This window comes from Deltaproteobacteria bacterium, assembly GCA_016235345.1.
Classification (GTDB): domain Bacteria; phylum Desulfobacterota; class Desulfobacteria; order Desulfobacterales; family Desulfatibacillaceae; genus JACRLG01.
Window position 1 is genome coordinate 1 of sequence record JACRLG010000025.1, and the last position, 14,452, is coordinate 14,452.

The following is a 14,452-nucleotide window of genomic DNA, read 5'->3' on the forward strand; positions in this document are numbered from 1 at the left end:
CGGGTGGCGGTCAGGCTGTTGCCCTGGGCGATGATGGTGATACCGGTCTGGCCTTTTACGGTCTGAAGGTCTTTCTTGGACATGGCTGACATGCCCGCCATTGCTACTGCCGGAATCAGAAGGATTGCCAGCACTATCATAAGCTTCTTCATTTTCCATACCTCCCCTAAAAATGATGGATCACATAATGCGACCGAAGGAACCGTTCCAGCGGCCAGTTAGAAGCGGAGGCGCACCCGGCTCTTGATACTTGCCCGAACACCCTGGCGGGGGGATGAACGAACAAGTGAACGAAGGCTTTGAGGCAAACCCCACACCGGCAGGAAAAGTGTCCGTAAAGGTGCCAGGACCCGCTGTGCCATAGCGGTTCCTCTTCATGGTCTTTTTGCGCCGGGCTTCATAAAAATCGGGAGACTGCGAGCGTGAGATAGTCTGAAATAAATCTTTACAGGTTTTGCCTGCTATTTGTCAATCTGAATTTTACAGGGTCTAGTTATTTTTTTCCGGCGTTTCCTGTTTCTGCGGCCCGTCGGTTTCGTCGCTGGCCCCGTCGGCCTGCCCCCCTTCGCCCAAAGGCTCCGCCGTAACATTGGTTCGGGCCAGGTCCTTGATCTGGGAGAGGCTCGGAAGGTCCGCGAGGTCCTTCAACTCGAAGACCTCCAGGAATTTTTTGGTGGTGGCGTAGAGCATGGGCCGCCCCGGCTTGTCGTCCCGGCCCGGAACCCGTATGAGGCCCTTTTCCAGGAGGACCTTCAGGACCCCGCCGGAGTCCACCCCACGCACGTGCTCCACACAGCTGCGCAGCACAGGCTGGTTGTAAGCCACGATGGCCAGGGTCTCCAGGGCAGCCGGAGACAGGCGCACGGGCTGGGACTGGGAAAGCCGCCTGACCCAGAGCGCATACCGGGGCCTTGTGCGAAGCTGCCAGCCCCCGGCCACCTCGCAGAGAAAGAAGCCGCCGCCGCGCGCCTCGTACTCGGCGTCAAGGGCGGCAAGGGCCTCCCTTATGGCTAAGGGCTCCTCTTCCGGCAGGGCCTTTTTCAGGCGGTCCATGCCCAGGGGCTGCGGGGAAACGAAAAGCAGGCTTTCCAATATGTATTTCAATTCCGGCATGGTTTTCGACCGGGGATTTGTTCGGGGTCCGTCATGCCGACGCTTCGGAAATTTCGAAGCGCTCCAGGTGGAGCTTGGGGTCGCTCTTTATGGCTATCTGCGCCCCCACGGCCTCTTCCAGGGAAAGCACCGTGGTGTTTTCCTCTTCCAGCAAAAACTGGGCGAGGTCCGGGTGAACCGTGACCGTTATGCGCCTGCCCCTGGTGTCCGGCGCAAGGCGCTGGATTTCCCGGTAGATGTTGTGGCAGGTGCTTTTCTTGGAAAGGATGACGCCTTCGCCCTCGCAGTAGGGGCAGGGCTCCGAGAGCTTTCTGGTGAGGTTTTCCCTTGTGCGCTTGCGGGTCATCTCCAGAAGGCCCAACTCGCTCATGGGAAGCACGTTGGTTGTGGAGCGGTCCCTGGAAAGGGCCGACACCATGGCCTGAAAAACCTTGTCCTGGTCTTCGGGGCGCTCCATGTCTATGAAATCTATGACGATTATTCCACCTATGTCGCGCAGGCGGAGCTGGTAGGCGATTTCCTTCACCGCCTCCAGGTTGGTTTTGAGGATGGTTTCCGAAAGGTCGCCCTTGCCCACGTAGCGGCCCGTGTTGATATCCACCGAGACCAGGGCCTCGGTGTTTTCTATCACTATGTAACCGCCCGATTTCAACCACAGTTTCTTGCGGGTGAGGCGTGAAATCTCGGTTTCCAGGTGAAAGGAGTCGAAAACGGGCTCGGAGCCCTCGTAGAGCTCCACTGCCCTGGAGAGGCTCGGCATGAAGGATTCCACGAAATCCAGTATTTCACGGTATCCGCGCATGGAATCCACCACCAGGCGGTCAACCTGCTGGGTGAAGAGGTCCCGCACGGCCTTCAAGCTGGCCGAAAGCTCGCGGTACAGAAGGGACGGGGCCTCGGCCTGCCAGTAGCGGGCGATGATCTTGCGCCAGAGCTGGGTGAGAAAGTCCACCTCCTGCCGGAGTTTTTCGTAGTCCACCCCGGCGCTTGCCGTGCGAACTATGAAGCCGCATGATTCGGTCTTGAGGGCGGCCAGGGTTTCCTTGAGGCGGGTGCGCTCCTCGGCGTTTTCTATGCGCCTGGACACCCCCACGTGGGCCGTGGTGGGCATGAGGACAAGATACCGCCCCGGAATGCTCACCCTGGCCGTGACCCTGGCCCCCTTGTTGCCGATGGGGCTTTTGGCCACCTGGACCAGGATTTCCTGGCCCTCGGTCAGAACCTCCTCTATGGAGAGCTTGCGCTTGGGCGCGGGCGTTGGGTCGCCCTCCTCGTGGATGGACTCGTCCGGCGGCGGGGCGTCGGTTTTTGACGGGAAGTCGTAAACCACGTCGTCTATATAGATGAAGGCCGCCTGGGGAAGGCCGATGTCCAGAAAGGCCGCCTGCATTCCGGGTAGCACCCGGAGAACGCGGCCCTTGTAGATGTTGCCCACTATGTCTTCTTCGCCGTTGCGCTCCACAACGAGTTCCGCCAGCACCCCGTCCTCCAGGAGCGCCACGCGGGTCTCGAACCCGGCGTCGTTTATTATTAATTCCTTGTACATGTTCTTTTCCATTTCCAAGCGTTCGTTAGGTTTTCATGAGTCATTCAAAAGAGTTCAGTATACCTGAAAACGCATTGACATGGAAGGGAAAAATTTTTTTTGCGCGAAGCGGGCAGTCGACAGTGGGCGGTGGTCGGGGGCGGCTTGAAAATTTGGAGGATGCCCGCCGACCGGGCTGATCCGGGTTCGGCGGGCGAGGCTGGGCAGGGCTCAAATCCGCCTGAGCCAGGCTCCGGGCCAGTAGGTGATGTTTTTATCGAGCTTGCTTTCGTTGAAGGACCAGGGGGGCTCCTCCAGCACGAATTCGGGATGTTTCGCAGCGAATTCGGCGGCGGCGGCGGTGGGGTTTTCTGTCTTCCAGTGGGGGCGGCCGTTGGGAACGTCCCAAAGCTCGCTCATTATCCCGTCCGTGGCCACGATGTAGGAGCCTTGGGTGACCAGGCCCTGGTAGGCTAAAAGTTCTGCGGCCACGTGGTCCTTTTCGTGGCAGGAATCCAACAGCACCATCACTGTCTCGCCCGGCTTTATAAGGGCCTTCACGGCGTCCGCAGTGGATTTTTCCACGGAGCTTCCGATTATGAGCGAGATAAGCGGCGAAAGCTCGTGGGCCTCTATGGCGGCCCGGTTGTGGGGCCTCACCTCGATGTCCACCCCTATCACCCGGCCCTTTCCCATGAGGCGGCATAGGCTCGCGTAGAATATGAGGCTTCCGCCGTGGGCCACGCCGGTCTCCACGATAACGTCGGGCTTTATGCGGTAAATTACCTCGGCGGTGCGCACCATGTCTTCGGGAAGCTGGATGATGGGCCTGCCCATCCAGGTGAAGGTGTAGGAATACTTCTGCACCCAGCCGCTTTTTATCCACAGGCGCGACAGAATCCCGAAGGCTTCCTTTCCGTTTAAGTCTATCTCGCGCTCCGCGCCGTTCTCGTTCACCAGCATGGTGTTTTTATCGGTATCAGCAAAAATTTTCATCCGCATGTGCTCCGTGAGACTTGGTTGATTGAAATGATTTTTTCTGCCCAAAAACTTCCAGCCTTACAGGGAACTTGCCAGCCCGTTGAAAAAAGGCTTGATATAAAGCCTGTATAAAAACGATGAACTGCAAGGAAGGCGAGCGGGCGTCGGCGGAGCGTGCTTCATGCACGTGAGCACGACGCCCGCGAAGCCTGACACAGCAGTTCGCGTTTTTGGACAGACTGTTACTTTATGATGAGGCCCTGGCCCGTTGGCAGGCTCAGTATCTCGGTGCCGCGCCTTGCGGCTAATTCGTCGAAGGCCCGTTTCTGCATGATGTGCTTCTCGAATCCGTAGTCGTCCAGAACCACCATGGCGCCCGGAACAAGCCGGTCCCAGAAATACTCGGCAGCCGCTATTTCCGGGGCCGCGCAGTTCATGTCTATGGAAAGGTAGCACACCTTTTCCGCAGTCACCTGGGGCAGGGTGTCGGGAATCGGCCCCTTTATGATTTTCACGTTTTTGAAGTCGCGGAAGGTTTCAAGCACCTGGTCGTAGCAGGGGGCGTAGCCGCCGGGCTTGATCCCGCGCGCCCTTTCCTCCGGGGTCAGGCTTTTTTCAACGAGGCCGCAGAAGGTGTCCAGAAGCCAGAAGGTCTTGGGAAGCCCGGAAAAACCCACGTACTGCATCACCGACCTTGAAAAGCCGCCCTTGTTCACCCCGCATTCCACGAAATCGCCCTCGTGCCTCGCGGCGATGGTGGCCGCGAAACATAGAACGTGCACCCGCCAGTGGATCTTGTACTTTTCCCAGGAGCCGGTCTGCCGCCCAAGCTCGTAGGCCTCCGCAAAGCGCGGGTCTTCCATGAAATCGGCGTTGTGTTTGGTGGCGAGCCCGTCCGTGTTGTAGGTGAGAGGGCCCGGAACATAGCTGAGCCCCCTTGTCTGGTAGAGCTTGGCAAGGATGTCGAACACCGGCTGGGGCAGCTTGTTGGCGAGTTTTTTTCTTAGGGCTGTAATGTCCATTCATGTCCCTTTCAGGCAAGCTCTATTGAAAGGCCCGCCCGCCGGATGATTTCAAGGTTTTCAGCCCGGTACTCCGGGTTCATGAGTATTAGGGTGCGGACCCCGCGCCTCGCCGCTGTGGCCACGTCCACGATGGGGTGCCCGGTTCCGGCCACGAAACAGCCCTGCTTGGCCGGATTGATGTCCACCAGGCAGTCGATCAGAAGGCCTTCGGGGTCGATGAGGTTCACGAAGGTGACTCCCTTGGCCCCGGCCCCCCAAAGCCCAACGGGGCCGCTTTTGGCGTATTTTTCGATCTTTTCGGCCCATTCCGCGAGGATTCCGGGCAGGGCCTCCGAAAAGCCTTCGGCGAGCCTTAGGGTGTTCTCCGCGCCGCCCCGGGCCGGGTTTTCAGCGCCGCCGCGCCCTGCCTCCATCCAAAGATACTGGCCGCCGAAAACCGCTTCATGGGCCGATACCGAAAGGCCGCATCGGCCAAGGGCGAAGCCCAGGGAGCCTGCGGAAAAAAGCGAGCAGTGCTCGTAGAAGAAATCCCAGATCACGCGGTTTTTCAGTATCCAGTCAACGTCCGGGGTTTCCAGGAAAAGGGCGGACGCGGGATTTTCCGAAAGCGCCGCGCCAAGGGACGCTAAAAAGCCAGGGGGCTCCCTTATGTGTTCGATCACGTGGCGGCAGATGACGGCCTCAGACGTGAGCCCCTCTTTCGGCCCCTCGAAAAAGCGCCTGTGAAACTTGAGCCTGCCGCCTAAGGCGCTTTCCTCGTCAATGTAGCTCGGATCGAAACCTGTTCCGGTCAGGTCAGGGCGCATCTCACCCAGGATTTTCAAAAAATGCCCCTTGCCGCAGCCCACCTCAAGGACGCTTGGCCGGTCCACCGCAAGGGCCTTCGAGACGCGGTCGGCGCGGTCCGTGAGATGGACCGAAAAGGCCGGGGAAAGGCTCTGGTCGTTGTCGTATTCCCGCCCGTAGGCAAGAAGGCCGGGGTCGAAGGCGGCGTTATACACGAAGCCGCAGGAGGGGCAGGCGGTCATGGAGAGGTCACCCCTTGCCGCAGCCCTGGCCTCCTTTTCCGACCTGTGCAGGATGTGCTGGTGCACGGGCATGTTTTTGCGCGAAAGGAAGACGAGGCCGTCCCCGCTTCCGCACACCGGGCAGGGACACATCAGCGCTCCCCCTTCCACCACCCGGCGGTGAGCTTTAGGGCCTGATCCAGGGTGAGGGACGGGCGGAAGCCCACTTCCGTGTGCAGGCGCTTCACGTCGGCCAGGATCAGCGAGGGTTCGTTTTGGGGGGCGGGGATGGCCCCAAGCCGTATAAGGTCCCTCGCGCCCCATATTTCGGCGAATCGTGAGACCAGAGCTCCCACCGACACCGGCTGGCCTGTGGCCACGTTTACCGGGCCTTCCACGGGGCTGTCCAGGAAGGCTGCAAGGGCCGCCCCGGCCTCCTTCACGTACATGAAGTCCCGGAGCTGCCTTCCGTGGGTGCAAAGGGCCGGTTCGTTGCGCAGAAGAGAGCCTGCCACAGAGGACATCAGCCTTCCGCTTTTTTCGTCCGGGCCGAAGAGGAAAAAAAGCCTGGCCCACCCGAAGCTGACACCGGCCTGTCCGAAAAAGGAGCGGGCCAGCATGTGGAGTGAATTCTTGCACACGCCGTAGACGGTGGCGGGGTTCAGGGGCGTGAGGTTTTCCACGCAGAAGCCGTAGGAATGGTCGTACTCGAAGCAGGTTCCGGCGGCCACGGCCCTTTTTCCGCCACATGCCGCGAAGGCCTCGAAAAGGGAGAGGCTGGCCTTCACGAAGGCGAAATTTATGGGTGAGGACGGGTACTTGCCCGGAACCGCATACCAGGCAAGGTGGAGAAGATGGGTGGGGGCCGCGTCCGCCACGGCTTTGGCCGTGCTTGCGGGGTCTAAAAGGTCTGCTTCGCGGCGCAGGGCGGGAAGGCCAGCGGGAAGCTCCTCGCCGGGCGCGGCCAGGGCGTGGACCTCGTACCCCAGGCCCGCCAGGGCTTCCACCGCGTGGCGGCCAATGAAACCGCCCGCCCCTGTAACAAGAACCCTTTTCATTGTTCAAAATCCGGTATGGCCCGGTCCTTGGCGGAAATGACGGCGGGGCTTATGGGCCAGTCGATGCCGATGGACGGGTCGTTCCACCTTATCCCCGATTCGGACAAGGGGGCGTAAAAGGCCGACATCTGGTAAAAGACCTCGCATTCGTCAACGAGTGTCAGGAATCCGTGGGCGAAGCCCACGGGCGCGTACATCATCCGGTGGTTTTCGGCTGAAAGCTCGGCCCCGAACCATTTCTTGTAGGTTGGTGAGTCGGGCCTAAGATCGATTATGGCGTCCCAAACCGCCCCCTTGGTGCAGCGGATGAGCTTCACCTCCCAGTCCGGAGAATTCTGGTAGTGCATCCCCCGGAGCGTCCCCTTTTTTTTGCTGAAGGAGACGCTGGCCTGGGGGAACCTTGTGCAAAGGCCCGCTTCCGCGAACTCCCTCTCGCAGAAAACCCGCGAAAAAAAGCCCCGGTCGTCGGACGCCGGAGTGATCTCAATTATATATGCCCCGGAAAGGGGAGCGGGAACGAAACGCAAGTTCTAAATCTCCGAAAAGGCCATAAATATCTGAAAACGGCATAATCCGCCGGATCAGGCCATGTAGTTTCTAATCTGCCCCAGGGTGAATTTCCGCATGTCCTGGCCGGATAAAAGGGCCTTGTGCCATTTGACGGTGAGGGAAAGGGCCTCTTTAAGGTCCATGCGGGGCTTCCAGCCAAGGCGGATCCGGGCCTTGGTGGCGTCGAGCTTGAGTAAATGCGCCTCGTGGGCGTGAAAGCCCTGGTCGTGGCTCCATGAAGCGCCGTCTCCCCAGAGGGCTGCGGCCATGTCCGCAACCGCTCCCACCGTGGCGGCTTCGGAGGCTTCCGGGCCGAAGTTCCAGGCCTCGGCGTAGTCCCGGCCTTTTTCCGCGAGTTTTTCCGCCAGCATGAGGTAGCCCGAAAGGGGCTCCAGCACATGCTGCCAGGGCCTGATCGCCGAGGGGTTCCTGATCTCCGAGCATTTTCCCGTGGAAAAGGCGGTCAGAAGATCGGTCATGAGCCGGTCTTTCGCCCAGTCGCCGCCGCCTATCACGTTTCCGGCGCGGGCCGTGGCAACCGACGGGGCCGTGGGGTCCCCGAAAAAGGAGCGCCTGAAGGAGGCGGTGACGATCTCTGCGCAGGCCTTGCTGGCCGAGTAGGGGTCGTGGCCGCCCAGGGGCTCGTTTTCCCGGTAGGGCCACAGCCATTCGCGGTTTTCGTAGCACTTGTCGGATGTGACCGACACCAGCGCCGAAACGCCGCCTGCGGCCCTTGCCGCGTCCAGCAAGTTGGCGGTTCCCATCACGTTCACCGTGAAGGTTTCCAGGGGGTCGTCGTAGGAGGGGCGAACAAGGCTCTGGGCCGCGAGGTGGAAGACCACTTCGGGCCGGGCATCGGCAAAGGCTCTTGCGAGAGCGTCCAAATCCCTTATGTCCGCTTCGACCGACTCGACGCCGACTCCGGCTTCTGCGGTTTCGTAGAGGCTGGGCGCGGTGGGGGGCGCAAGGGCGTACCCGGTGACATCAGCACCCATGTCGGAAAGCCACAGCACGAGCCACGAGCCCTTGAACCCGGTGTGCCCGGTCACGAGCACCCTTCGCCCCTTCCAGAATGATGGATTTATCGCCATTTAAAATCCTTGCACGTTTTTGAAAAATGCTTTCACGGAACGTTTAAAAATGGCCTTGCCTGCAACCCGCATGAGGGGCTTTTCAGAATCGCCGCAGGCAAGGAGTGCGAGCCGGGCGGGGAGGCTGCGTACTTTTGCGTACGTAACGACCCGCCCGGCGACGCACGACACAGCATCCGACGATTCTGGGAAGCCCCTCACCAGACTTTCCAGGGGGCCTTATTGGCATCGTAAAGATTTCGCAGGAGCCGAAGCTCGTGCAGGGTGTCCACGCACTGCCAGAATCCGTTGTGGCGATAGGCGTAAAGCTCCCCGGCGGCGGCCAGCCGTTCGCAGGGCTCGCGCTCCCAGGAGGTGTCGTCGCCGTCGATGTAATCGAAGATACCGGGCTCCAGGACGAAAAAGCCGCCGTTTATCACCTGCTCGTTGCCTTCGGGCTTTTCTGAGAAGTTTTCCACCCGCCCGCCGTCCAGTTTCAATACCCCGAAACGCTGTGGGGGCGAAACAGCCGTCACCGTGGCAAGTTTCCCGTGGCTCTTGTGAAAGGCCAGGAGCTTGTTCAAGTCCACGTTGGAAAGGCCGTCGCCGTAGGTGAAGAAGAAGGTGGAATCCACCTTGCCCCGAAGGCGCTTAAGGCGTCCGCCCGTCATGGTGTCGGGGCCTGTTTCGCAAAGCTCTATGGTCCAGTCCTCCGGGGTCTGGCCCGAAGCGGTGCAGAGCCCGGCTTTCAGGTCCACGGTGAGATCGGCGGCAAGCTGGGGGTATTGAAGGAAGTAGCGCTTGATCACCTCGCCCTTGTATCCCAAAGCCACGGCGAAACGGGAAAAGCCCTGGGCCGAGAAGAGCTTCATGAGGTGCCACAAAAGGGGCCTTCCGCCTATTTCGATCATGGGCTTGGGGAGAACCTGGGTTTCCTCCGAAAGCCTTGTTCCGAATCCGCCAGCGAGTATTATGGTTTTCATCAAGGACGCGCCGCTTTCGTTTCTGTATCGGGTTAGGTCGTTGCCGGATGCCGCATCGCGGTCTCCGCAAGGCTCCAGAAACCTGGGTCAGGACTCCGGCTCGCAGGGGTGGTCCCGGCTGGCCTGGTCGAACCTAAGCTGGGTCACCTGCTCGGACACGAGCCCTATCATGAAGATCAGAATGGCCACGGTCATGAGCATGGCCGAGGTGGGGCCGTAGGGGTGGTGAAGGACGAAGATTTTCACCAAGCCGTAAATGAGGCCCGCGAAGAACATGACAAGGCTTGTGGGCAGAAAGACCTTCATGGGGGCGAAAAGGGTGGCTATGCGGATTATTATGAAAAAGAACCTGCTGCCGTCCCGGAAAATCCGTATCTTGCTCTTACCCTTGCGTTTGGCCGCCACTATGGGAACGAAGGTGACCGCATAGCCCGATCTCATCATGGCCAGAGTGATGGTGGACGGATAGGAAAAGGTGTTGGGCAGAAGGCTCACGAACTGGCGTGCCACCTGTGCCCGAACCGCCCTGAAGCCGCTTGTGAGATCGGGGATTCTGCGCCCGGTAACGTAAGAGGCGAGCCCGTTGTAGACGGAATTGGCCAGGGTCCTGTGGGCGTGGGTGTCGGAATCGCTGGTTCTGGCCCCCACCGCCATGTGAAAGGTTGAAAGCTCGGCCACAAGCGTCGGGATCAGTTCGGGGGGATGCTGGCCGTCGGCATCCAGAAGCACTATTATTTCGCCCCTGGCGTTTCTGATGCCTGTTTTGACCGCTGCGCCGTTTCCGATGTTGTAGGGATGGGACACGACCCTCGCCCCGGAATGGCGCGCGAGCTGCGCGGTGTCGTCGCCGGAGCCGTCGTCCGCCACCAGGATTTCGTAGGACAGGTTTGCGCCGGTCATGGCGGCGTGAATCCGGCTTATTACGGCTTCAATGCCCTCCGCCTCGTCAAAGGCCGGCATTACGACACTTACGAGCGGCGGCCCGGTTTCCGGGCTTGGTTGGTTGTCGTTCATGGTTTTTTTGCGGCAAGCCCCCTTGTTATTGAGCGAAGCATGGTTCTATTCCCGTTTTTAATGGAATCGGGCAGCGGTTGTTTTATGGTTTGGGCTCATCCGGGTAATAGGTGTATTTCCGGCTTACGACTGACTTCACCTCGGTTGGCTTCTGGTCGGGCCTGGAAAAGTCCAGCATCACCACCTTCTTTTTCACCCAGTTGCCGACCCTGTCGTATTCGTAGGTATAGAGGCGCTTGGATGTCACCTGGTCCTTGCCGTTATAGACGATCTGCGACGAAATGAAGCCTTTGTCGTTATATTCCAGCACCTTCTTTCCAGCATAGCCGCCTTCCATGTTCGTGTACCGCTCCGAGATGAACCGGCCCTTGTCGTCATAGATGAAGGTCCATTTGGCCTTGGTGAGCCCTCTGTGATCCATCACTATGATATCCTTTATTCTCTTTTGCTCGTCGTATTCAAACGCGGCCCGGCGCGGGTGCTCGAAACTGTCTATCAGTTTTATTATCCCCTTTGAGACATAGTAGATGGTCTCCCTCAGGGGGTTTGCGTTGTTTTTGGAATAACATTCCAGAAGAACGAGGTTGCCTTCCTTGTCATAGACGAAAAAGAAGCGGTTCATTACCTTACCCTTGTCGTCAAGCCTCTGGGCCTCGGTGCGCCTGCCTTCCTTGTCGTAAAAAATTCTGCGGGAAATGTTATCCGCATACTCTTCTATAACCTTCACCTTGCCCACCAGTTTGGGCTGCTCCCATTCCCACAAGGGGCTGAAGGGAGCTGCCAGGGCGGTTGATGACAGCAGAAACGAGACCGTTAAAATCACAGAAGCCAACACCATAGTCTTTTTCATGATTGCTCCCCAAAGGTTCTGATGTGTCCTTAACGCGCTGCAACTACCTGAACGGGCCGCAAGGAAAAGCGGCCCTGGAAAAGGTTCCGGCCGGCCCCGAAACCTCTTGGTTCAAAACAGCCAGATGAAAATCCATGCGCCATGAAAAGAAGAGCCTTCGGACCGATCGGAGGGGTTGACAGGCGGAAAGCGCCATGAGGCTGAGCCTGCTCCTCTATTTCCCATGATTCTGAAACACCGCTGTCGGACCCCTGGCTTTTTTTAGTGTGTGAAGCCATTGTGTATGATGGGCTTTCAAATGACCGATAACTGCTTTAGTCTGGCGACTCCACTATATATTGCTGGTATGATGCTTCTTGACTACGTCATATGGCTGAATCGGGAATCATGCGGAACTCTTTGCTTCAAGGTCGGCCATTGTTATAGACTCGCCGATTTTCTTTTTAACGAGAGTATAGTATAGGGAAACTTAGCTTGGCAAGGCAAACGGTCCCAAAAAAACGGAATGTTCCCCTAAAACGCAAAAAAACGGGAGGGCTTTACCGTGAGAGACTCGGCAATGTTCAAGAACTGGGGCACCTTCCGCAAGGGCAAGGACCCTCAAAGCATCCAGATTTCCTTCGCCAGCCACCTTCAATACTCCCTTTCCAAGGACCAGTACACCGCAACCGACCGCGACCTGTACCTGGCCCTGGCCCTTTCCGCCCGCGACCGCTTGATCGAGCGCTGGATAAGAACCCAGCAGATGTATTACCTGAACAACGTCAAAAGGGTCTATTACCTTTCCGCCGAGTACCTGATGGGCCGGGTCCTGGAAAGCAACCTAATAAACCTTGGGATGTACGCGGAAACCCAGGAGGCCATGGACGACATCAACGTGGTTCTCGAGGGGCTTTTCGAGATGGAACCGGACATGGGCCTTGGAAACGGCGGCCTTGGAAGGCTCGCCGCCTGCTTCATGGACTCCCTGGCCACCCTGGCCATTCCCGCTTACGGCTACGGCATCCGCTACGAGTTCGGCATCTTCGAGCAGGAGATAAGGGGCCTTGCGCAGGTGGAGAGGCCCGAAAACTGGCTCAAGTTCGCCAACCCCTGGGAGATCGCCCGGCCCGAATTCGCCATAACCGTGCATTTCGGCGGCAGGGTCAACTACGTGAGGCTTCCGGGCGGGCACGTCACCGCCGAGTGGGTGGAGACCTCCGACGTGGTGGGGGTCGCCTACGACACCCCCATCGCCGGGTTCGGCAACAACACCGTCAACACGCTTCGGCTGTGGTCTGCCAGGGCGTCCAAGGACTTCGACCTGGAGTATTTCCAGGAAGGCGACTACCTGAAGGCCGTGGAGGAGAAGAACCTTTCGGAGAACATATCGAAGGTCCTCTATCCCAACGACGAGACCAGCGAGGGCCGGGAGCTTAGGCTCAAGCAGCAGTATTTCTTCGTTTCCTGCTCCATCCAGGACATAATAAGGCGCTACCTTGTAACCCACCAGAATTTCGACGAATTTCCCGACAAGGTGGCCATCCACATGAACGACACCCACCCGTCCCTTGCGGTGGCCGAGCTCATGCGGATCCTCATGGACAACTACCATCTTGACTGGGACACGGCCTGGGACCTTACGACCCGCTCCTGCGCCTACACCAACCACACCCTTCTGGCCGAGGCCATGGAAAAATGGCCGGTGGAGATGTTCGCCCGCATCCTTCCCCGGCCCCTTGAAATAATCTTCGAGATAAACCGCCGGTTTCTGCGGGACGTTGCAGTGCGTTTTCCAGACGAGCCCGAAAGGCTTGGCCGAATGAGCCTGGTGGGGGAGCGCTGCGGCAAGCGCATCCGCATGGCGCATCTGGCCATCGTGGGGTCGCACTCGGTGAACGGCGTGGCTGCTCTCCACTCGAAGCTTTTGGCGGAAAGGGAACTGAAGGACTTTGCCGAGATGTTTCCGGGAAGGTTCAACAACAAGACCAACGGCATCACCCCGCGTCGCTGGCTCATGGCCGCCAACCCTGACTTGGCCCACCTGATAACGGAGAAAATCGGCGACGGCTGGCTCACGAATCTTTCCATGCTCAAAAAAATCGAGCCTCTTGCCGATGATCCCGAATTCTGCGAGCGCTGGCGGATTGTCAAAAAGACCAACAAGGAGAGGCTGGCCCGGATCACCAGGGCCGTCACCGGAGCGGTGATTGACCCGGACTCCATCTTCGACGTCCAGGTGAAGCGCATCCACGAGTACAAGCGCCAGCTTATGAACATCCTGCACGCGGTCCACACCTGGCTTTCCATCAAATACACGCCGGGCTTCGACATACACCCCATAACCTACATCTTCGGCGGCAAGGCCGCTCCCGGCTACCAGGCCGCCAAGGACATCATAAGGCTCATCTGCCAGGTGGGCGAGATGCTGAACCGGGACAGCTCCACCAACCATCTTTTAAAGGTGGTCTTTCTGCCAAACTACCGGGTATCGCTCGCCGAGCACATCTTTCCGGCAACGGACGTCTCCGAGCAGATAAGCACGGCGGGCTTCGAGGCATCCGGCACCAGCAACATGAAATTCGCCTTAAACGGCGCGCTCACCCTGGGAACCCTGGACGGGGCCAACATCGAGATAATGGAGGAGGTCGGCAGGGAAAACGTGTTCATCTTCGGCCTAACGGCCCCCGAGGTGGCGGAGATAAAGCCCGGCTATCACCCCATGAACACCCAGCGGGACGACTTCCTCAACAAGGCCATAGACCTCATAGGGCGGGGGTTTTTCAACCCGGAGGATCCGGGCCTTTTCTACACACTGATAAAGAAACTCATGGAAGAGGACCCCTACCTGGTTCTGGCGGATTTCGACGCCTACCGCATGGCCCACCAGGAGGTTGACAGGCTCTACAGGGACCAGGCGGCCTGGATCAAAAAGTCCATTCTGAACGTGGCCCGCATAGGCAAGTTTTCGTCCGACCGCACGATTCTGGAGTACAACCGGGAAATCTGGAAAGCGACGCCCCTTAAGATCGTGAAGGAGGAGGTGGACGTGGCCGCGCTTCCCCATAAGCGCAGGGGCCGCAAGCCTTAAGAGTTGGCGCTGTTGTCCCTAAAGGGGGAGGCCCCCCGCCCCTTTTAAGGACATCGCGCCCTGGCGGTTCGGGCAAATTTTCGGGAGATAAGGCGCATGGACTTTATAAGGATTCACTTCGGGCCGGGTTCCCCCCGTTTCTCAACGGATTTCGGGAAAAGGCTGGAGCATTTTTTTTCTCCGGCGGGGAAAATGTTTTTCCATGAC

At 58.9% G+C, this 14,452-nt stretch carries 13 protein-coding genes; 1 reads left to right on the top strand and 12 read right to left on the bottom strand.

The window, feature by feature from the left end; all coding sequences use genetic code 11:
• From HZB23_13200 to HZB23_13255, 12 genes are all read right to left on the bottom strand, one after another.
• On the bottom strand, positions 1-152 hold a 152-nt coding region (locus HZB23_13200), incomplete at its 3' end, for a hypothetical protein (GenBank protein ID MBI5845614.1).
• A gap of 337 nt (positions 153-489) precedes the next feature.
• Positions 490-1,113 (bottom strand): SMC-Scp complex subunit ScpB, encoded by a 624-nt coding sequence (gene scpB / locus HZB23_13205; GenBank protein MBI5845615.1) that lies wholly within the window; start codon positions 1,111-1,113, stop codon positions 490-492.
• A gap of 31 nt (positions 1,114-1,144) precedes the next feature.
• A complete protein-coding gene (locus HZB23_13210) occupies positions 1,145-2,659 on the bottom strand; it encodes an Rne/Rng family ribonuclease (protein ID MBI5845616.1) in 1,515 nt (504 codons plus the stop codon).
• Between the two features lie 210 nt (positions 2,660-2,869).
• Positions 2,870-3,634 carry a class I SAM-dependent methyltransferase gene (locus tag HZB23_13215; protein ID MBI5845617.1) on the bottom strand — a complete coding sequence of 255 codons (765 nt, stop codon included), beginning with the start codon at positions 3,632-3,634 and terminating at the stop codon, positions 2,870-2,872.
• Positions 3,635-3,861: 227 nt separating this feature from the next.
• Positions 3,862-4,641: a class I SAM-dependent methyltransferase gene (locus HZB23_13220; GenBank protein MBI5845618.1), complete on the bottom strand. Its 780-nt coding sequence runs from the start codon at positions 4,639-4,641 to the stop codon at positions 3,862-3,864.
• Between the two features lie 11 nt (positions 4,642-4,652).
• Positions 4,653-5,804 carry a methyltransferase domain-containing protein gene (locus tag HZB23_13225; GenBank protein MBI5845619.1) on the bottom strand — a complete coding sequence of 384 codons (1,152 nt, stop codon included), beginning with the start codon at positions 5,802-5,804 and terminating at the stop codon, positions 4,653-4,655.
• Positions 5,804-6,709: an NAD(P)-dependent oxidoreductase gene (locus HZB23_13230; protein MBI5845620.1), complete on the bottom strand. Its 906-nt coding sequence runs from the start codon at positions 6,707-6,709 to the stop codon at positions 5,804-5,806. The genes HZB23_13225 and HZB23_13230 overlap by 1 nt, the downstream gene beginning before the upstream one ends.
• Complete coding sequence (rfbC, locus tag HZB23_13235) at positions 6,706-7,236, bottom strand: dTDP-4-dehydrorhamnose 3,5-epimerase (protein MBI5845621.1); 531 nt, start codon at positions 7,234-7,236, stop codon at positions 6,706-6,708. The genes HZB23_13230 and rfbC overlap by 4 nt, the downstream gene beginning before the upstream one ends.
• A 54-nt stretch (positions 7,237-7,290) precedes the next feature.
• Entirely contained in the window at positions 7,291-8,349 is a 1,059-nt protein-coding gene (gene rfbG / locus HZB23_13240; GenBank protein MBI5845622.1) for a CDP-glucose 4,6-dehydratase, read from the bottom strand.
• Between the two features lie 197 nt (positions 8,350-8,546).
• A complete protein-coding gene (gene rfbF / locus HZB23_13245) occupies positions 8,547-9,311 on the bottom strand; it encodes a glucose-1-phosphate cytidylyltransferase (protein MBI5845623.1) in 765 nt (254 codons plus the stop codon).
• Between the two features lie 87 nt (positions 9,312-9,398).
• The gene (locus HZB23_13250) at positions 9,399-10,325 is read right to left on the bottom strand and encodes a glycosyltransferase family 2 protein (GenBank protein MBI5845624.1); all 927 of its coding nucleotides are present in this window, start codon (positions 10,323-10,325) and stop codon (positions 9,399-9,401) included.
• Positions 10,326-10,407: 82 nt separating this feature from the next.
• On the bottom strand, positions 10,408-11,175 hold the full coding sequence (locus HZB23_13255) for a hypothetical protein (GenBank protein ID MBI5845625.1): 768 nt from the start codon (positions 11,173-11,175) through the stop codon (positions 10,408-10,410).
• A gap of 559 nt (positions 11,176-11,734) precedes the next feature.
• Between HZB23_13255 and HZB23_13260 the strand changes: the two genes are divergently transcribed.
• Positions 11,735-14,245: a glycogen/starch/alpha-glucan phosphorylase gene (locus tag HZB23_13260; GenBank protein MBI5845626.1), complete on the top strand. Its 2,511-nt coding sequence runs from the start codon at positions 11,735-11,737 to the stop codon at positions 14,243-14,245.
• The last annotated feature ends 207 nt before the right edge of the window (positions 14,246-14,452 follow it).